An 18775-nucleotide genomic window follows, 5' to 3' on the forward strand; every position below is an offset into this window, starting at 1 on the left:
TTCTAAATCCTGCAGTGGTTATTCGGATACAACGCAAAATCCACCATTTACCATTGAATATTCACTTCAAGACCACCCCGCCAAAAATTCTTTTAATTTTCGCAACCCTCCAGTTCAGGGGGATTTTAATTAAAGATATTTACTTAGACTTCGGATTGGGTTGTAACCGTAGGGAAGAATTAAATAAAATGATACAATTTTCATTAGAAACAAATATTGAACGGTAAACAAATTTGACTTGTCAGATTTCTTACGACCTAAAGGCATGCCTTTTCCTGAAGACTTTGTACTTTCACGATTTTTCAACAATGTATATGGATACTCCAATCCAAAAGAGATTTTTAAATAATTCCATTTAATTTTCCTGACCTAAAATCTATCATCCCGGCTGAAACCTTAAATTTATTATCTTTACGGAAATTTAATACAGCTATGTTAAAAGCAGGTTTGGTAGGTGCCGGACATTTGGGAAAAATCCATTTGCGGCTTCTCAATCAGTCGGATCAATATGAATTTGTAGGATTTCATGATAAGGATGCCGAGAACGGAAGAAAACTGGAAGCGGAATTCGGATACCGGTATTTTGAAAATTTTGATGAACTGCTTGAGCAGATCGATATGCTGGATATCGTCACTCCCACTGTTTACCATTACGACTATGCGCTCAAGGCCATTGAAAAAGGGCTCCACTTCTTTATTGAGAAACCGGTAACCCAGACGCTGGAACAGGCTGAAGAAATCCTCAGAAAATGCGAGGAAAAAGGCATTAAAGCGCAGGTCGGACACGTCGAAAGATACAATCCTGCCTTTATTGCCACCAAAGAATACATTAACAATCCGATGTTTATCGAAATCCATCGCCTGGCCGAGTTCAATCCGCGCGGAACCGATGTTTCGGTTGTGCTGGACCTGATGATCCACGATCTTGATATTTTACTGAGCATGGTAAAATCAAAAGTGAAGAATATTCATGCCAGCGGTGTGTGTGTCGTAAGCAAAACCCCGGATATTGCCAATGCGAGAATTGAATTTGAAAATGGCTGCGTAGCGAATTTAACGACTTCCAGAATTTCCATGAAAGCGATGCGGAAAAGCCGTTTCTTCCAGAAAGACGCCTATATTTCGGTAGATTTCCTGGAGAAAAAGGCGGAAGTCATCCGGATGAAAGATGCACCGGAGACCCCTACTCCGTTCGATATGATCATTGAAAATGCGGAAGGCGAAAAAAACCAGATCCTGTTTGAATACCCGAACATCCAGCCGAACAATGCCATCTTAGATGAGTTAAATTCCTTTGCCGATTCGATTACCGAAGACAAGCATGTGGAAGTGTCCCTTGGAGACGGAACCGAAGCGCTGAAAGTCGCTTTGGAGATTATGAAGCTGATTTCATAGATAAATCAATAGTATTAATTACTTATTTGTGAAAAAGGTTTTAATTCTCATAATTGGCTTTTTCTTTTTATTACTAGCAGGAATCATTATTTACCAAAAGTTTTACTTAAGTCCAAGGAGTATTAAAAAAAGAAAAATAGAAATTTTTGAAGAAAGAATTAAAGAATTTGAGAACTCCAAATCAGGACGAATTGATTTAACAGATTCTATACATCTTCGCTGGAGAATTAAAGATTTTAAAGCTGAGAATCATAATATTGAATATTGTGAAAAATAAAAATCAGGATGCCAGATACATCTGCACTATCGATAATAAAGATTGGTATGGGTCAGATTTTAAAATGGATTTGCCAAAAAATGAATTAAAATTATTAGTAATTTATATTAAGGGAAAATATATTGAATTAGATATTTCACAGATGTTTAACCCTAATTTAACTGGAGCGTTGAATAACTATCAATTTAAACTTACATATTATGCAGGTTTTTATTTACTTTATGGCTTTTTCTCTGATGGTGCAGGAGCTTATACAGCCCAATGGAAAATTCAGAATGGAAAAACAGATAGAATAAAACTTTCTAATGAAGACAAAGATTTTAAATGGCAGAATATAAAATAGAAAATAATGAACACAAACGAGTTTAAGCTCGTTTTTTTATTTAAACCCTAATTTGCTCTGACAAATAATTGTTAAATCCTAACTTTCGATTCTTTAATTTAAAATAATTACAATACAATAATTTTAATATATTTGTGATTACTTTACAATTTTATTTCTAAAAACAATCTCCTATTATTTAAATAAGTAAACCATTATGAAACGAGCCGTCCTATTATCCGCTTTTTTATTGTCTCAATTTGGGACATCACAACTTTTAAAAACGCAGGGTCAGAAAATTGTTAATGATAAAGGTGAGAATATACAGTTGAGAGGTCTTGGCCCCGGAGGATGGATGCTGCAGGAAGGCTATATGCTGAAGACGGCCGATTTTGCCGGTCCGCAATACAAGATCAAAGAAAAGATCGCAGAACTCATTGGTGAAGACGGGATGAATGAGTTCTACAAAGCCTACCTGAAAAACGGAATCACCAAACAGGATATCGATTTCCTTAAAAAGGCAGGATTCAATTCGATCCGGCTGCCGATGCATTATAACCTTTACACACTGCCAATTGAGAAAGAACCGGTAAAAGGGCAGAACACCTGGCTGAAAGAAGGTTTCGACATGACCGATAATCTCCTGAAATGGTGTGCCGATAATAAGATGTACCTGATCTTAGATCTTCACGCCGCTCCCGGCGGACAGGGAAATGACGTAAATATTTCGGACAACGACAAATCGAAGCCGTCGCTTTGGGAAAGCGAGGAAAACCGGAAGAAAACGATTGCCCTCTGGAAAAAACTGGCGGATCGGTATAAGGATGAGCCCTGGATCGGCGGTTATGACCTGATCAATGAACCGAACATCAACTTTACCGGGAAAAACCCGAACGGAACGGATGAAATGTCCAATGCGCCGCTCTGGAAACTGCAGAAAGAAATTACGGAAGCCATCCGTATGGTAGATCAGAAACACCTCATCATTATCGAAGGCAACGGCTGGGGAAACAATTACAACGGCTTGCCGCAGCTCTGGGACAACAATATGGTGTTCAGCTTCCATAAATACTGGAACAACAATGATGATGCAACCCTTAAATTTGCTCTTGATCTTCGGGAAAAGCACAATGCCCCGATCTGGCTCGGAGAAACGGGAGAGAATTCCAACGTATGGTTTACGGAACTGATCCGGCTGCTGGACAAACATAACATCGGCTATGCCTTCTGGCCGATGAAGAAGATCGACAATATCGCCGGTGTTACCAACGTAAAGATAACTCCTGAATATGAAAAACTTCTGGATTACTGGAAAAATGGCGGTGAGAAACCCTCTGAAGAATTTGCAAGAAAGGCATTGATGCAGATGGCCGAGAATTATAAGTTCAGCAATGTGGAGATCAGGAATGATGTGGTTGATGCCATGTTCAGACAGACCACCGACGGTTCGACGAAACCTTTCAAAAACCTTCAGGCTCCCGGAAAAGTTTCTGCTGCGGATTATGACCTCGGAAGGATGGGGGCCGCCTATCTGGATAAAGATTTCATTAATCTCTGGGTAAGCGATCCTGCAAAAAGATCCGAGTGGAATTCCGGTAATCAGCTGCGAAATGACGGTGTTGATATTTATAAAGGTAAAAACAATGAATACTATGTCGGAAAAACAGAAAGCGGCGAATGGCTTCAGTATACCCTTAATGCAAACTCCGGCAGAGCGTATGCCCTTATTATAGACTATGCAGGTACGGTTCCTTCAAAAATTAAAATTGCAGATGCTTCCGGAAAACAACTGGGTGCGGTTACCCTGCAGCCGACGGGCGGAAATGAAACCTGGAAGACCGCCTCTTTAAAAGGAATCAATCTTAAAAAAGGTGAAAACAAAATCCGCATTTATTTCGAGAACGACGGGGTAAACCTTAAAAGTTTCGAACTGAAATAATAAAAATATCAAATTAATAATCCCTTTTAAATTTTAAGAGGGATTTTTTTTGAAAAAGCATGAAAATAAAATCTTTCCGGCATTGTCTATGTATGTTGTTTACCGTTTTGCAAAAATACGCTTCGCAGTATTTAAACATAATCGTCTGTGAAAATCTGCTTCAATCTGTGGTATGGATTTAACCGTGAAATTTTAACCATAAACCGAAGGTTCACAGAGTCAAAAGAATCCAAAGATATGGATGGCGCATAAAAATTAAAGGATACCTATTTAAAAGCACACAAAAGTTTTCAAAAACTGAGATTTTTGGCTGTTGTTTAAATTAAAAGCCCCGGTGGCCAAGCGGAGCCGAAGCCATCGCCTTGAAAATATGCTGTCGTCTTCAAAAACCTGCACCATCTCCGGGAAATAATCTGGACGACCGCCTGTTTAAAATTAAAAAGCTTACCTTTAAATTTAAATAAGTTTAGAAAAAAAATGAAAAAGATCATCCTTTTATTCCTCTTAATCTCAGTATTCAGTTTTGCACAGCAGCCCGGGTTGGATTCAAAGATCAATTCAATTATTCAAGGTAAAAAAGCAACGGTGGGAGTATCGGTCCTGGGTTTTGAAAATGGCTTTAAGTACAGTAAAAACGGAGAGAAAAAACTTCCGATGCAGAGTGTCTTTAAGTTTCACATTGCTGCGGCGGTTCTTGACCGGGTGGACAAGGGAAAATTGTCCTTGGATCAGAAAGTTTCCCTGAATGCAGCGAATTTAATGCCGGATACCTGGTCGCCGCTCAGGGACAAATACCCGAATGGCAGCGCGGAGGTGCCTCTGAGTGAAATTATCGAATATACCGTAGCGAAAAGCGACAACAACGGCTGCGACATTTTATTAAAGCTGCTGGGCGGAACAGGAACCGTTCAGAAGTTTATGGATTCCAAAGGAGTTAAAGGTTTTCAGATCAAATATAATGAAGCCGACATGCACCAGGACTGGAATGCGCAATACAAAAATTATTCAACGGCAGTTTCTGCCACGGATGTTCTGAAAAAGTTTTATGACGGAAAACTGCTTTCTGAAAAGTCGACTGCTTACCTGATGAAGGTAATGCTTTCCACATCCACAGGAATGAACAAGCTTATTGCCCAGCTGCCGAAAGATACGCCTGCAGCAAGGAAAACGGGAGCTTCCGGAAAGAATAATGCCGGCCTCACCGGTGCTGAAAACGAAATTGCCATTATTACCCTGCCCGATGGCAAGCATTATGCAATAGCTGTATTCGTCAGTAACTCAGCGGAAACGCAGGAAGTGAACTGTAAAATGATCTCGGATATTTCAAAGTTGGTCTGGGATTATTTTAATAAGTAAAAATTTAAGCTTAATTTTAAAACCGTTAAAAATGAAAAAAGTATTAGCAACCCTGGGATTATTCAGCTCGATCCTGTTCTTTGCACAGAAGAGCGAAAATTATCTTCAGGTAGGATATGCCAGCGTGTGTTGCGGAACTCCTTCCGATCAGCCGGTCATGGACTATCTGACGAAGTTTAAAAATAAAAATAAGGTTAAAAATCTTGAAGTGTATAAAAAGAGCGGCCTTGGCCGTGAAGGCGAATACAACCTTTATATCGGAACGGACGGACTTACGAAAACGCAGAAAACAGCCTTCGTCAAAGGACTGAAATCGGCGGTCAGCAGCCAGAACAGAGCACGGAAATCCGAAAGTACCGGTATGGTGAACTTCGATGAAAAGGAAACCGTAAAAAAAGCCGATCTGATGAATGCACGGAATTTAACATTGATATCCACCCAAAAAACAATTAAAACTAAATAAGGAAAAATGATCAAAAACATTGTAGTTATCGGAGCGGGAACCATGGGAAATGGTATTGCACACACTTTTGCCCAAAGCGGATTCAAAGTCAATCTTGTGGACGTATCCCAGGAAGCTTTGGACAGAGGACTGAAAACCATTACCACCAATCTTGACAGAATAATTGCAAAGGGAAACCTTACGGAAGAACAGAAATCGGAAACTTTAGGCAACATCACCACCTTTACGGCTCTGCAGGGAGCGGCGGGCAATGCCGATCTTATTGTGGAAGCAGCTACTGAAAACCAGGAACTGAAGCTGAAAATCTTCGGACAGATGGATGAATTGGCACCGGAGCACTGTATTCTGGCCACCAATACTTCTTCAATTTCCATTACAAAAATTGCGGCGGCTACCAAAAGGGCGGACAAAGTAATCGGGATGCACTTTATGAACCCTGTTCCAATCATGAAACTGGTAGAGATCATCAAAGGCTACTCTACTTCCAGAGAAACGTTTGATGCGATCTACGAAATGAGCAAAACCTTAGGAAAAGTTCCGGTAGAAGTGAACGATTACCCGGGTTTTGTGGCCAACAGGATCCTGATGCCGATGATCAACGAATCCATAGAGACCCTATACAACGGAGTGGCCGGAGTAGAAGAAATCGATACGGTAATGAAGCTGGGAATGGCACACCCGATGGGACCGCTTCAGCTGGCAGATTTTATAGGTCTTGATGTATGCCTCGCCATCCTGAATGTAATGTACGACGGTTTCAAAAATCCCAAATACGCACCGAATCCATTGCTGGTAAATATGGTAATGGCCGGAAAATTAGGTGTGAAATCAGGAGAAGGGTTCTACGATTATTCCGAAAGCAAAAAGGCTGAAAAAGTGGCCAAAATGTTTTCAAAATAAAGATCAGTGATGAGTTATGGATTATAAATTATAAATTTGGGCATCAAAACCGGATTCCAGATTCAAACCATCATCTACCTTGATACGATTCAAAGAAAAAAATATTCAGATAGCCTTGGTCATCATTACTTTAGTGATGACCATTTTTCGTTTTTTACTTAATGAAAAGGGCCGGGTAAGTCCGGATTCGATCCGGTATATGCGTTTTGCCCATGTTTTCCCGACCATCGACAATACCACTACTCCCCTGGGATATCCTCTGGCCATTAAATTTTTCACTTTTTTCGGATTAGATGAGTTCTGGGGCAGCAAAGCTGTCGGAATACTGGCGATGCTTTTCATCATTGTCTTTACCCGAAAGAAGAGATTTTATTTCAGCGAATCCATTATAGTCTGTTCACTCTTCAGCTTTCTTTCCATTTTTTCTTTTACGATGAGCGAAGCGCTGATTCTCCCTTTTGTTTTCCTTTTCCTGTACGTCGCTGACTTAATTATTGATGGCAGACTTGAAGGCGGCAAGGCGCTATTTTATCTGTCTTTAAGCCTGATCGTACTTTACAACATCCGGTACAGTTCGCTTTTCTTTATCGGTGGAACGGGCCTTTTCGGGCTGGTATTTTTTAAAAGGAAATATTCACGGACATTTATCATTTCAGGGATTATCGCAGGAGTATTTGTCGTTCTGTATAAGTTTCTATTTATAGATTATTTTAATGAAAATTATGTACATGAAGCCCTGGAAATAGGGCTGCACCCCACTTCAGAGCTTTTAAAGGAATTGTATGAAGGGCTTTGTACCACTTTTAATCCGTTTATCCACATTGCTGATCCCGGCAGCGGCAGGATCAATTATGCCATTTACGGGATCGGGCTTGTTAATATACTGGGCATGATTTACACCTTTGTAAAGTATAAGTTGTCGGAAACCGAAACCTTCTTCATTTTTACAGGGGTAAGCGGCATTATCTGTTCTTATTTCATCCAGTATTTTTATTCGGTTAACCCTATTGATTACAGGCTGCTTGCGCCTTTCAGCCTTCCGCTGTGGCTGGTTTATTTTAAAAAACTGTTCGGGATGGCAGACCTTAAAGTATATGCTGTCGGGTTTTTAAGCATCATCTCCGGAATGCTGTTTACATGGCTTTCCCGTGGCAATTACCTTGAAAACAGAAAGGAAATCAAACAATTCCTGAAGTCTGAAAAGCTGGACCATGTTCCTGTAAAGTATTATCTGGAAACCGCCGAAGACCTTGATAAAGTGCAGGTAGCAGAACTGATCAGTACGGTAAATGCAAATACCTCACTGACTTACAAGCCGGAAGATACCCTGCAGAGAACCACATTGACGAGATATAAAGTTTTGCAAAAAATGAAGATTGACAGGAACAAATACCAATAATTTTATTATCTTTGATTTAAAGTTAAAACATTAAAAAAATGAAATTACCAAAGTTTTTATTAGCAGATAATTCGGAATTTCCAGAGGATTTGTTCGTCGTTCATACAGAATATCCAAGATTCATTCTTAACGTTGAAGAAGAAGAAGTTGAGTGGCTGGATGATCTGGAAGGCGATGACGAGGAGACGATGGCAGATGAGGCTACAAAAGTAGTAGAGTCTGCATTCAAATGGTGTGATGAAGAGCTGGCTAAGTACGACGACGAAGAGGAAGAATAATAACGACCCGAATATAAAAAAAGGAACTCCGAAGAGTTCCTTTTTTATTTTTATTCCGCTTTATTGAATTTCAGAAGAAGAAGGTTATCCTGGTACAGTTCCAGAACGTTTCCGGTGACCACATATTTATTGGCTTTCCCCATCATATCCATAAAGTTCTTTTCTACACTCATATTTTCGCAGGCCATCCTGGTGGAACCCATTTGCCCGGCAGAGAAGTTTCCGGTAGCCGGTTCTACCCTTGCCGTCCCGAAATAATTGTTGCATCCTGCATTTCCGTTTATTTTTTCGCCGTCGATATTCAGCGTAGGAATTTTCCCTTTTACATTATCGGCCAATGCCCATTTCGTTCCTGAAAGTGCAGCCTGTGCCTTTCCTAATTTTGCAGAAGAACCTGCAGTTGCCCCACAGGAAACCAAAATCGCCGCCATACCTAAACTTAAAAAAAGATTTTTCATTTTTTTCTTTTTGATTTAAATCAAATTTACGAATTATTATAATGAAAACGGGCTTTCCGGAGATTTTATTGTGAAGCCCTGTTGGAGCTTTTAGCTCTGACAAGGCTAAAAAAAACGGGCCGAAGCCCGTTTTTTATCCTCTCAGTTCTGCATTGAATTCCTTCTGGAAAGATTTTACCAGAGAATCCATCACCGATGCAATTTCTTTTTCTTCCAGTGTCTTTTCATCATTTAAAAGCTCAAAGCTCATGGCGTAAGACTTTTTGCCTTCAGGAAGATTTTTACCTTCGTAGACATCAAACAGGTTAATGCTTTTGATGTAAGGCGATTTATTTTTCTTAGCTGCCTGATAAAGGTCCTGGTAATTTACTTCCTTATCCAGCAACAGGGCAAGGTCTCTTCTGATCTTATTGAATTTCGGAATATCGCGGAACTTCAGTTCATTTCCTGAACGCAGCTCCTGGGCAAATTCCAGTTCGATTTCAGCGTAGAAACATTCCTGCTCGATATCAAAATCTTTCAGCATCTGAGGTGCTGCTTTCCCGATTCTTACCAATGTTTTCCCATCCACTTCATACGCCAGCGCATCGGAGAATCTCTCATCGGATAAAGCCACTTCTTTGTAATCGACGGCCAGTTTTTCCAGCAGCACGTTCACATACGCTTTCAGGTTGTAAAAGCTTGTGACGGATTTCGGCTGCAGCCAGTTTTCGGCCACATCCCTTCCGGATACGAGGATGGCCAGCTGTTTTCTCTCCTCGTATTTTTCCCGTTTATGATAAACTTTTCCGAATTCGAAAAACCTGATGTTCTGATTCTTCCTGTTGATGTTATAAATGGCGTTCTGCAGAAGCCCTTCCAGCAAAGACTTCCTCATGAATGCCAGGTCATTGCTCAGAGGATTCAGCAATTTTACGGCATCCGTTTCATCTTTTACGGAAGTCAGTGAATTGTTCATCACCTCATTAAATCCTAGCCCCTGCATCGTTCTTGCCCAGCTGTTTTCCAGTTCATCCTGATCCTGTGCGCTGAGCTTCACCGGGGTGAACGATATTTTTTGCGGTGCATCGATTTTATTATAGCCGTAGATTCTCAGGATCTCTTCGATCACGTCGATTTCACGGGTAACATCTGCCCGGTAGGCCGGAACAGAAATTTCATATCCGTTCTGGATTTCATTCAGCACCTGGATTTCAAGCGCTTTTAAGATCTCCTTTACCTTTTCCCTGTGGATTTTTGTTCCTAAGATCTGTTCGATCTTTGAAAACCTGATGATCACATACTGATCTTCAATTTTCTTAGGGTATTCTTCCAGAAGTTCCCCTATGAGTTTTCCTTCGGCGAGGTCCTGAATCAGTTTAATGGCATGGGTAATCGCCGTCCGGGTGATGTTCGGATCCACCCCTCTTTCAAACCTGAATGAGGCATCGGTATTCAACCCGTGGAATTTGGCTCCTTTCCGCACGGCTACCGGATTGAAATAGGCACTTTCCAGGAAGATGGTTTTTGTTTCTGAGGAAACGCCTGAATCGGCACCGCCAAACACTCCGGCGATACACATCGGCTTATCATTCCCGTCTTTGATGATGATCTCGGAACCGTTCAGTGTTCTTTCCACCCCATCCAGTGTCGTGAATTTCGTTCCTTCCTGTACGGTTCCCACTTTCACTTTTTTACCGGCAATCTTATCGGCATCAAAAGCATGAAGCGGCTGTCCGTAGCCGTGAAGGATATAGTTGGTGATATCCACAATATTGTTGATCGGGCTTAAACCGATGGCTTTCAGCCGGTCTTTCAGCCACGACGGGGAATCTGCTACTTTTACGTTTTCAATCACTGCTCCGATGTATCTCGGGCATAGTTGCGGATCTTCCACTACCAGCGTAAATTCGTGGGAGCCTTCATTATTCAGGGCAACGGAAGACACTTTCTCAAAACCTGAATTCTGTTTGTTGGTCAGGAGGTACGCGTGAAGGTCCCTTGCCACGCCGTAGTGGGACATGGCGTCGGTCCTGTTCGGCGTCAATCCGATTTCCAGTACCTCATCGGTAGTCAGTTCAAAATAATCAGCAAAATTCTTTCCGACTTCGTACTTTTCCTCATCCAGCACCATGATTCCTCCGTGATCGTCGCTCAACCCCAATTCGTCTTCCGCACAGATCATTCCCTGGGAAACTTCTCCCCGGATCTTGGCTTCCCTGATTTCAAAAAAGTTTCCGGTTTTATCATAGATCTTTGTTCCGACAACCGCTACGGGAACCGTCTGTCCCGCTTCCACATTCGGAGCCCCGCAAACAATGTTCAGGACTTTTCCGTTTCCTACCTCTACCGTTGTCTTTTTAAGTTTGTCTGCATTCGGATGTTTTTCGCAGGTAAGAACTTTACCCACGACCACTCCTTCCAGGCTGCCTTTTATGCTTTCAAATTTTTCTATCCCTTCAACTTCCAGACCTATATCCGTAAGGAACTCACCGATTCTCTCCGTTTTCAATTCCGTTTTGATGTAGTCTTTAAGCCAGTTGTTTGATATTTTCATTGAATATATTTTGAATTTTTGTACAATTTTTACTGTACGGTTTTAAGCTTACAAATGTCGTGTTTTTTTGATAAATACAGAAATTTATAACAGATTTTAAGAGTTAAAATTACCTCAGCCAATTGCAATTTTTGTATAGATTCAGGTAATGGTATGGCTTTAATTTTCAGAACCTCTTCAGGGGTAATCTGAAAAACTTTCCCGGTTTTTCTCTTCATTTTCTGAATTAAAATAAACTTTGTTTGTTCTTTACCTTCATATCATGATACCGCTAAGCAAGTAATAAATTGATTTTCCAGGCTGAAGATACTTTCCTTTCCCAAGGATAAAATCAATATTCAATTGAGAAGACTCTTAGTTTTTCAGAATTGAATCCATCAAAAAAGAGGCTTTGAAATCAAAACCTCTTTCTGTATTTTATGTAGATTGCTGTTACAGTCCGATAACCGGCATAGACAGCATCAGGATGCTTTCATTGTCTTCCAGACCGTCAAGCGGTTCAATGATTCCCGGTCTGTTCGGCTGGGACATTTTCATGGTAATATCATCTGATCCGAGGATCCCCAGCATTTCCGTCAGAAATTTGGAGCTGAACCCGATGTTGATATCCTCCCCGTTGTAGTCGCAAGGAATCTGCATATCTGCCTTGTTCGCATATTCCGTATCTTCTGCATGAAGATGAAGGATGTTTGCCGACAATTTAAACCTCACCTGGTTAGTGGATTTGTTTGACATGATCGATGCTCTCTTAATGGCACCCAACAGAAGGTTTCTGTTGATCGTCAGTACATTCGGATTTTCTTTCGGAATTACCGCAGTATAGTTCGGGTATTTCCCGTCGATCAGACGGCAGATCCAGACATGCTTACCGAAAGTAAATTTAGCCATGTTTTCATTGAATTCGATGGTTACGTCTTCATTTGAGCTGGCCAGTATATTTTTGAAAATGTTCAGCGGTTTCTTCGGCATGATGAATTCCATCGGTTCGGCGTTCATCAGATCCGTTCTTTTGTATACCACAAGCCTGTGGGAATCCGTAGAAACGAAATTGGTTTCATTCTCTCCGAATTGGAACAATACGCCCGTCATTACAGGACGAAGGGAATCGTTGCTCGTTGCAAACAGCGTATTCGTCAATGCTTCTGATAAAACCCCGGCAGACATCGTCACACTCTGGGCAGCATCGAATTCCGGCAGCTCCGGATAATCGTCTGCATTGTCCAGTGCCACGGCGAAGTTGTCTTTTTCATCTAAAATCTCAAGCTGACTTCCCGTTCCTTCTGCATTATCCTTTACGACCAGCGTAAGCGGCTGTTCCCCGTAAGTCTTGATAAAATCCTGAAAAATCTTTGCAGGCACGGCAAATTTACCCGTATCATCAGATTTCCCCTCAAGAGAAGTTACCAGCGTCGTCTCGCCATCGGATGCGGTGATGGTAACCTGAGTTCCGTCTAATTCAAAAAGATAATTTTCTAAAATCGGTCTCGACTGTGAGCTTGATATTACGCCACTTACAGTTTGCAAAGCCTTCTGCAGTTCTCCACTTGAAATAATAAATTTCATAGATTTAAAAATAAGTTTTTACAAATATAATAAATAGAAAACAGATTAAGAAGAATAATCAAAGGAGTTTTTCACAAAGACCGTTAATCTTTTTTCAGCGCTGAGATTATATTCAGGTTTCTGTAGCTGTTTATTCCGGCATCGAATATTTCATTCCTGTAATATTGGACGGTTACTTTCCTGTTCAGCAGCAACGGATATTCTTCAGGCAGGTCGAGACCCGACTGTACAGCGGTTATCCAGTACAGTTTCGTGAGATTACCATCCGCTCCCACAATGTGAAATACAACAAATCCGTCTTTTTCGATCCGGGAAACCGTCCCGCTGACCGATAGGTCGGAAGACTGCCCTTCAGCATCGCTTTTTTCTTCACGGTCCACCATTTCCAGAAAGAGGTCCGGGCATTCTTTCAGGATCCAGGTCGCCACCAGTTTCCCGGTTTCTGAAGATTCATCACGCAGGATATCGAGGTTATACTCCTTTTTAAGCTGCCTGGCATAGGGTTCAGCCGCATTGATGATGCAGAATCCCAGTTTTGTTTCCAGTATTTTAGGATCGGTATTTTCCGCTTTTACTTTCTTGAAACATTCACAGGCCGAGGTGCCTATTTTTGCTTTATAATCCTGCGAAAATCCGTTTGCAGACAGCAGGATCAGGAGTAAGGCTGATCTACTTTTTTTCATTGATCTGAATTAATGTTTCCAAAGATAGCGGATCTACCGGATAATCCCGGAATACTTGTTTTATATTTGCGTATAATCTTTCTTATGCGAAAACCACCTCTCCGTCAAAGTTTCCTGAATGCTTTCCGTGGGATTTTCATGATGATCAGAAGCGAAAGGAATTTCCGGCTGGAAGCGGCAGCTTTTCTGATCAACCTCTTTTTAATTTTTTATTTATCTCTTTCAACACCTGATGCCGTACTGATCCTGCTCGTCTCATCGGGCGTACTGGCAGCGGAAATTTTCAATACGGCTATTGAAAAGATCTGTGATATCATTCGGCCGGAATTTGATCCCCGGATCGGATTCATCAAAGATATTGCTGCGGGAGCGGTTCTGCTGATGGCTTTGATTTCCGCTATTACAGGAGTTTTGGTGTATTGGAAATACTTTTTTATTTAAACAAAGAACAGGATGATGTTTTGTAAAAACGCAGTTTTTCCGACAGGCTCAGGATAATATTGCATTTCTACTGATACCCATCAATATTCCCCTGAATAAATTCTATATCAATCTTTTTTTGTACAATGCCGTGTCAAAGGTATTTTTCAATAATCGGAATCGCCATTTCAGCCATTATTCCGTAGCCTTTTTCATTGGGATGCACGCCGTCTTTCGAAAGCAGAACCTCCTTATCATCCACAAAACCCGAATAAAAGTCCAGGTAATGCAAATCATTTTCAGCGGCAATCGATCTGAGGATCTGATTGTATTTTACGACCTCTGCCATAGTCCTCCATTTTCCGGAAGCTGTTTGCACGCCGTCAGTTTTTTCAGCAACAGGAAGGATGCTGATCAGATAAATGTCTTCCGCATATTGTTTTGCCTGGTGTACAGCCAATAAAATATTAGATTTAAACTGCTCCGGCTCTACCGCCTGTACTCCTTCTTTTATGGCTAAATCATTCGCTCCGTAACCGATAAATACCCAATTTCCTTCCGCAGAATTCCGCGCTTCCATTTCGTGGGAAATCCTTCTGACAAGCCCTTCGGTCGTTTCCCCTCCGATCCCAAGATTAAAGAGAATCAGCTCATTGCTCCCTTCATTGTATTTCTGCAAAGCATACCGCTTCAGGATATCTACCCAGCCGCCAAATACACCATCGTATTCTCCATAGGTAATGCTGTCCCCGAAAAATAATCCGTACTTCATTTCTGTTTGTATTAAATCAGTCCAAAATTAAAGAAATCTTCTGATGAGACTGTATGATTTCCACTAAAATTTCAAAAAGGGTCGGCCCTTTCCCTGCCAGCAGCTCATCCAGTTTCTGTCCGATCAACACCACATTAAATGGCTTTCCCTGCCTGATTTTGTTTTCATAAAATTCTTTTGTAAGACCGAATCCTAAATCTTCCTTGGATTTCTGCGCATCTTTCCAGGTTATCTGGCCCTGAAAACCGTAGAGGATATCATCAAAACCGTCCAGCGTTCCGACTTTCCAGTCTTCATCTTTCATCAGGAGCCGGGAAACCTCATCATAAAATCCTTCCAGATCTGAAAAATGACGGCCGTTGATGACCGTCACATTTTGTTTATTATTTTCTTTTTCCATTTTACTGCCGCCAAAATTTAACTTTTCGCTGGTTTTAATCAGCTTAAAGATACAGCATTATCAATTTATAAAAAACAGTTTTCTTAATTAAAAATGGAAATATAATCAATTCGGAGGGTATCAGAGTTTCTATTTTGACTTCGCATCAATCTCATTTTTAATCTGAGTTTCAATGTCTCCATTAGATTTGGCCTGAAGGGCCGGAATAGTATCAACGGTTTGCTTTTCTACAATCGGTTCCTGTTGAGGTGTATTGTTATCATCCTGTTGGGTACTATAAACCTGTACAACTTTCTTTTCCGGATATAAATAAAGCCAGACCAAACCTGCGATGGCCGCCGCCAACAGTAGGGAAAGAACAAAGGTTGCCATTTTGAAAGTATCAGGACGATCCGTTCTTTCCCGTCTTTCGCTGGGATAGCTTTGAAGATAAGGCCCCGACTGTTTAAACGGCTCCGGCCTCTGTGAGAGCCTCGGTTCAGAAACTGTTGCCAGGTCAGGCACTTTTAAATCCCTGATATTTTCCGTAAACACATTTTTATTCTCTTTATAAGCCTGCCGGATGCTGTTTAAAGCGGAACTGTCCGCTGTCTTCAGCTGATTTACCAGCTCATCGATTTTCCGTGAAAAAGTTCGGTAAACTTCACTGATCTTCGTCAAATTCTTTTCGGATTCCGTTATTTTTTCGGCATTGGCCGCATGCTGCTCTTTATTTTTTTCAATTTTACCCTTTATATCTTCACAGACCTGTCTTTCCGTATCTCCCAACCGGCTTTTCTCCTTTTCAAAATCTGCGATGGTTTCCAGGATTTTGCGTTTCCTATCTTCCGACAGCTTCCGGATCTCATTTTCAAATCCGTCTTTCTGCACAAACTGGAAGATGTTTTTCTGGTGGACCCATTCTGCGATTTTGTTGCTCGACGTAAAATAAATGGTATCGTAAACATTCAGCAAGTCGAGGGATCTTTTGAACATCGGTTGCAATGCGGATGGATGTGTTTCACAATAGACCATTAACTGTTTATTGGTTATTTCGGCAGAATCCAGCGTGTCTATTTTCTTCAGGTTGAATCTGATTTTATCAAAGTCGGAAAGTTTACTGACTAAAAAGTTATCTGAATGATTAACGGAAAGCGTATCATTTTCTACGTTTTTGCCGGTCAGGTTTTCATGAAATTCGTTCAGGCAACGGATGGTGATGTTTTCCTCTGCAATTTCATCGATAAACAGAATGGCCGATCCGATGAAAGATCCTTCCCTGGCGGAAGAAGGTTCTTTCGCATAGGTGTAAACGGCATAAGCAACCATGGGAGATCCATCTTTATATTCTTTACGTATGGAATATAACTTACTGTCGGGATAGACCCGTATGGAACCTCTGATGTCAAAGGTCTTAACGGAAAGAGGATTTCCTGCAAAAAAGGTCTGGGTAAAGCCATTAGGGTTCCCGAACGTTCCGAAGGCGATTAAATTAACGCTGCTCATCAGTTGATAAAGCTAAATTTTATACGTTCCCAGAAGGTCCCTTCATAGTACAGCGGATACCCTGAAATGCTTTCATAGAGCCATTCCGATAATTTTTTGGCCCGGTCCAGATTCAGTAAGGTTACCCTGTTGGTATCCTCATTCAGCTCGCCTACGGTGTAGAATGTTTTCGCCAGGCTGTAGGTATCCATGGCCGTGGAAGTCATCGGAAGTCTTTCCCTGATGAAGTCGTCCAGCTGTGTTGAGTCTTCAACTTCTGCCCTTCCGGATTTGTCCCATTTGGAAATGACCAGAATGATATTGACAGACCTTAATTTTTTCTCGTATTTTTCAAGCCTATTTAAAAAAGTATTGATCAGAATATCGTCTTTATGGGCATTCTCATAGCTTGTGACAATAATGAATGTAAGCGGTAAATTCGCTGAAAGGTACGTTTCTATACTGCTGTGGTAGTTTCCTCCCCGCCTGATTTCATTATGGTTTTCTCCTGAGGTTTCTAAAAAGGTAAGATTAATGGGGTTTACCTTCTTTGATTTATTATTCGGTTCGAACACCAGATCCAGCCGGGTGACCTGATCCTTTACTGTTCCTGCCGGTAAAATCCCCTTGCTGATGTTCTCGAAAAAATCGTACAGAAGGCTTTCCGCTTCCGCAGTGTTCGGCGTTCCTATTTTCGGCCTGATGACTCCCGCCGTAGAACGCAGGTAATACAGCATGGTTGCCAGTATCACCGATTTCCCGGAAGATGCCGTCCCGAAAAAGAAAACAAAATTGCTGTCCTTGTTCTTAATTTCCGAGACTTTTCCTTTCGCAATCGGAACAAAATGATCATCGATGGTTTCCTTTTTATCATCTAATGACAAAGGCTTTAAGGCGTCCTCATCATCGAAATTCAGTGGTTTAAGCGCTTCATTGCCTTTATTGAAAGACAGTGGCTTCAAAGGTTCGTTATCCCAATCCATATTTCTGCTGTTTATCAGATTATCGTTTTTCCGCTGCGTCTGCTGTTAAAAATACTTTCATTGCGGCCTGTATTGCTGTTGTTCTCGGTGGGCATCAAAAGAATAATCAGCATAATCCCGAAATCCAGCAAAATACATCCGGCGAGAACGACCAGTTGAAACATTCCGAAATTTTTGATGGCATGGCTGAACGCATAACCGATTTTACCGACCTCCTGGGTTTCCGAATGTGCCGGCTCAAACTTAAACTGATCTCTTCCGAAAATAGATTCCGCCCTGCTGCCTAACCGGTTGTATTCCGTCAGGGATTTATCGATCTGCCCCTGTGCCATCATATTTATGGCTTCAGGCGGCGACTGTAAAAGGGTCTGGATTTCTTTGTTCCATCGTAGAGAAGCGTCATTGATGTCACTCATCAGCCTTTTCTCTTCAGGTGTCAGATTGTAGACCATCTGGACAATCTGCTCCTCCATCCGGTCGGCCAGGTCGGCATATCCATCGGGAGTTTCGCTGACCGGCGTAAGCGGGGTTACTTTCTTACCGATCATTTTCTCGATTCTTGCCAGGATCTGTCTTGCTTCAGGACCTATCCCGACATTCTTAGGATCACTGATCTGGATTTTCAGGAGATTCAGTTCGCTTCTGATGGCCTGCCGTACTTTAGCATCCGGCACTGAGTAATTCAGCTTGGATTCCACACCGGTTTCAAGGGCACTGAATTTTTCATTAACGTCCCGCAGCTCGGTCGTATAAATATCGGTTCTCATAAACCGGGTGTACAAGGCATTGAAATTCGCTACAAAGCAGAAGATGGCGAAGAAAAAATAGATCCAGCCCAGCGATGATGCGGATCCACCGCCAGTTTTTGCCCGCCTGATCTGCCAGAGCAGAAAAAGAAGGATCAGGGAAAGCACTAAAGCGACAACAAAGGAACTCCCTCCAAAGATCTGCTGCAGCCCCATCCAGGTCTGATAGAAACTCACGCCGATCAGCATGACCGCCAGGATACCGAGAAACAGGTCGGTTACCGTAATTTTTGTATTCATAGTTAAAAGTTATCGTATGTTATGTATTATTTGCGACGGCAAGGTATTGCGGTTTTCAGCATTTTCATTACGGTTTTCCGTAAAACGGGAAATATTTACAGGATAAAACAAAAGAAAAATG

General features: G+C 41.5%; 20 protein-coding genes. 11 read left to right on the top strand and 9 right to left on the bottom strand.

The genetic code is table 11. From position 1 onward, the window contains the following. The 10 genes from CHA01nite_RS20800 to CHA01nite_RS04845 all read left to right on the top strand — a co-directional run. On the top strand, positions 1–227 hold a 227-nt coding region (locus CHA01nite_RS20800), incomplete at its 5' end, for a hypothetical protein (RefSeq protein ID WP_228458342.1). Positions 228–432: 205 nt separating this feature from the next. Further along, positions 433–1395, top strand: coding sequence for a Gfo/Idh/MocA family protein (locus tag CHA01nite_RS04805; RefSeq protein ID WP_146940087.1), 963 nt, complete (start codon positions 433–435; stop codon positions 1393–1395). Between the two features lie 28 nt (positions 1396–1423). Continuing rightward, complete coding sequence (locus CHA01nite_RS04810) at positions 1424–1672, top strand: hypothetical protein (RefSeq protein WP_146940088.1); 249 nt, start codon at positions 1424–1426, stop codon at positions 1670–1672. Next, positions 1662–2015 (top strand): hypothetical protein, encoded by a 354-nt coding sequence (locus CHA01nite_RS04815; RefSeq protein ID WP_146940089.1) that lies wholly within the window; start codon positions 1662–1664, stop codon positions 2013–2015. Before CHA01nite_RS04810 ends, CHA01nite_RS04815 begins: the two co-directional genes overlap by 11 nt. A 196-nt stretch (positions 2016–2211) precedes the next feature. Then, on the top strand, positions 2212–3933 hold the full coding sequence (locus tag CHA01nite_RS04820; protein WP_146940090.1) for a cellulase family glycosylhydrolase: 1722 nt from the start codon (positions 2212–2214) through the stop codon (positions 3931–3933). A 477-nt stretch (positions 3934–4410) separates the two neighbouring features. After that, positions 4411–5289 carry a CGA/CIA family class A beta-lactamase gene (bla-A, locus tag CHA01nite_RS04825; RefSeq protein ID WP_146940091.1) on the top strand — a complete coding sequence of 293 codons (879 nt, stop codon included), beginning with the start codon at positions 4411–4413 and terminating at the stop codon, positions 5287–5289. A gap of 31 nt (positions 5290–5320) precedes the next feature. Beyond that, positions 5321–5752, top strand: coding sequence for a hypothetical protein (locus tag CHA01nite_RS04830; RefSeq protein WP_146940092.1), 432 nt, complete (start codon positions 5321–5323; stop codon positions 5750–5752). Between the two features lie 9 nt (positions 5753–5761). Continuing rightward, positions 5762–6652 carry a 3-hydroxybutyryl-CoA dehydrogenase gene (locus tag CHA01nite_RS04835; protein ID WP_174771809.1) on the top strand — a complete coding sequence of 297 codons (891 nt, stop codon included), beginning with the start codon at positions 5762–5764 and terminating at the stop codon, positions 6650–6652. A gap of 136 nt (positions 6653–6788) precedes the next feature. After that, positions 6789–8051, top strand: a complete 1263-nt coding sequence (locus tag CHA01nite_RS04840) for a hypothetical protein (protein WP_170234684.1) — start codon at positions 6789–6791, stop codon at positions 8049–8051. A gap of 38 nt (positions 8052–8089) precedes the next feature. Next, on the top strand, positions 8090–8329 hold the full coding sequence (locus tag CHA01nite_RS04845; protein ID WP_146940095.1) for a DUF8828 family protein: 240 nt from the start codon (positions 8090–8092) through the stop codon (positions 8327–8329). Between the two features lie 50 nt (positions 8330–8379). Here CHA01nite_RS04845 and CHA01nite_RS04850 read toward each other — a convergent pair whose 3' ends face one another. From CHA01nite_RS04850 to CHA01nite_RS04865, 4 genes are all read right to left on the bottom strand, one after another. Next, positions 8380–8787: an META domain-containing protein gene (locus CHA01nite_RS04850; RefSeq protein ID WP_146940096.1), complete on the bottom strand. Its 408-nt coding sequence runs from the start codon at positions 8785–8787 to the stop codon at positions 8380–8382. Positions 8788–8920: 133 nt separating this feature from the next. After that, positions 8921–11323 carry a phenylalanine--tRNA ligase subunit beta gene (pheT, locus tag CHA01nite_RS04855; protein WP_146940097.1) on the bottom strand — a complete coding sequence of 801 codons (2403 nt, stop codon included), beginning with the start codon at positions 11321–11323 and terminating at the stop codon, positions 8921–8923. A 432-nt stretch (positions 11324–11755) separates the two neighbouring features. Then, positions 11756–12886: a DNA polymerase III subunit beta gene (gene dnaN / locus CHA01nite_RS04860; protein ID WP_146940098.1), complete on the bottom strand. Its 1131-nt coding sequence runs from the start codon at positions 12884–12886 to the stop codon at positions 11756–11758. An 83-nt stretch (positions 12887–12969) separates the two neighbouring features. After that, positions 12970–13569, bottom strand: coding sequence for a hypothetical protein (locus CHA01nite_RS04865; protein ID WP_146940099.1), 600 nt, complete (start codon positions 13567–13569; stop codon positions 12970–12972). Between the two features lie 84 nt (positions 13570–13653). Between CHA01nite_RS04865 and CHA01nite_RS04870 the strand changes: the two genes are divergently transcribed. Next, entirely contained in the window at positions 13654–14010 is a 357-nt protein-coding gene (locus CHA01nite_RS04870) for a diacylglycerol kinase family protein (RefSeq protein ID WP_146940100.1), read from the top strand. 133 nt (positions 14011–14143) lie between these two features. Here the strand turns inward: CHA01nite_RS04870 and CHA01nite_RS04875 are convergent, their stop codons facing one another. The 5 genes from CHA01nite_RS04875 to CHA01nite_RS04895 all read right to left on the bottom strand — a co-directional run bounded on the left by CHA01nite_RS04875 (position 14144) and on the right by CHA01nite_RS04895 (position 18654). Continuing rightward, positions 14144–14761, bottom strand: coding sequence for an SGNH/GDSL hydrolase family protein (locus CHA01nite_RS04875; protein WP_146940101.1), 618 nt, complete (start codon positions 14759–14761; stop codon positions 14144–14146). A gap of 16 nt (positions 14762–14777) precedes the next feature. Next, positions 14778–15161: a barstar family protein gene (locus tag CHA01nite_RS04880; RefSeq protein ID WP_146940102.1), complete on the bottom strand. Its 384-nt coding sequence runs from the start codon at positions 15159–15161 to the stop codon at positions 14778–14780. Between the two features lie 129 nt (positions 15162–15290). Next, positions 15291–16646, bottom strand: a complete 1356-nt coding sequence (locus tag CHA01nite_RS04885) for a hypothetical protein (RefSeq protein WP_146940103.1) — start codon at positions 16644–16646, stop codon at positions 15291–15293. Beyond that, a complete protein-coding gene (locus tag CHA01nite_RS04890; RefSeq protein ID WP_146940104.1) occupies positions 16646–17608 on the bottom strand; it encodes a hypothetical protein in 963 nt (320 codons plus the stop codon). The genes CHA01nite_RS04885 and CHA01nite_RS04890 overlap by 1 nt, the downstream gene beginning before the upstream one ends. A 14-nt stretch (positions 17609–17622) precedes the next feature. Then, complete coding sequence (locus tag CHA01nite_RS04895) at positions 17623–18654, bottom strand: hypothetical protein (RefSeq protein ID WP_146940105.1); 1032 nt, start codon at positions 18652–18654, stop codon at positions 17623–17625. Positions 18655–18775 lie beyond the last annotated feature (121 nt).

The organism is Chryseobacterium hagamense (assembly GCF_007991455.1).
Classification (GTDB): domain Bacteria; phylum Bacteroidota; class Bacteroidia; order Flavobacteriales; family Weeksellaceae; genus Chryseobacterium; species Chryseobacterium hagamense.

Excerpts from the sequence above, each read along its gene's own strand:
- pheT (WP_146940097.1), bottom strand. The coding sequence starts at position 11,323 with ATGAAAATATCAAACAACTGGCTTAAAGACTACATCAAAACGGAATTG.
- CHA01nite_RS04840 (WP_170234684.1), top strand. The coding sequence starts at position 6,789 with ATGACCATTTTTCGTTTTTTACTTAATGAAAAGGGCCGGGTAAGTCCG.
- CHA01nite_RS04845 (WP_146940095.1), top strand. The coding sequence starts at position 8,090 with ATGAAATTACCAAAGTTTTTATTAGCAGATAATTCGGAATTTCCAGAG.
- dnaN (WP_146940098.1), bottom strand. The coding sequence starts at position 12,886 with ATGAAATTTATTATTTCAAGTGGAGAACTGCAGAAGGCTTTGCAAACT.
- CHA01nite_RS04875 (WP_146940101.1), bottom strand. The coding sequence starts at position 14,761 with ATGAAGTACGGATTATTTTTCGGGGACAGCATTACCTATGGAGAATAC.
- CHA01nite_RS04865 (WP_146940099.1), bottom strand. The coding sequence starts at position 13,569 with ATGAAAAAAAGTAGATCAGCCTTACTCCTGATCCTGCTGTCTGCAAAC.
- bla-A (WP_146940091.1), top strand. The coding sequence starts at position 4,411 with ATGAAAAAGATCATCCTTTTATTCCTCTTAATCTCAGTATTCAGTTTT.
- CHA01nite_RS04880 (WP_146940102.1), bottom strand. The coding sequence starts at position 15,161 with ATGGAAAAAGAAAATAATAAACAAAATGTGACGGTCATCAACGGCCGT.
- CHA01nite_RS04890 (WP_146940104.1), bottom strand. The coding sequence starts at position 17,608 with ATGGATTGGGATAACGAACCTTTGAAGCCACTGTCTTTCAATAAAGGC.
- CHA01nite_RS04870 (WP_146940100.1), top strand. The coding sequence starts at position 13,654 with ATGCGAAAACCACCTCTCCGTCAAAGTTTCCTGAATGCTTTCCGTGGG.
- CHA01nite_RS04830 (WP_146940092.1), top strand. The coding sequence starts at position 5,321 with ATGAAAAAAGTATTAGCAACCCTGGGATTATTCAGCTCGATCCTGTTC.
- CHA01nite_RS04805 (WP_146940087.1), top strand. The coding sequence starts at position 433 with ATGTTAAAAGCAGGTTTGGTAGGTGCCGGACATTTGGGAAAAATCCAT.
- CHA01nite_RS04850 (WP_146940096.1), bottom strand. The coding sequence starts at position 8,787 with ATGAAAAATCTTTTTTTAAGTTTAGGTATGGCGGCGATTTTGGTTTCC.
- CHA01nite_RS04895 (WP_146940105.1), bottom strand. The coding sequence starts at position 18,654 with ATGAATACAAAAATTACGGTAACCGACCTGTTTCTCGGTATCCTGGCG.
- CHA01nite_RS04820 (WP_146940090.1), top strand. The coding sequence starts at position 2,212 with ATGAAACGAGCCGTCCTATTATCCGCTTTTTTATTGTCTCAATTTGGG.
- CHA01nite_RS04885 (WP_146940103.1), bottom strand. The coding sequence starts at position 16,646 with ATGAGCAGCGTTAATTTAATCGCCTTCGGAACGTTCGGGAACCCTAAT.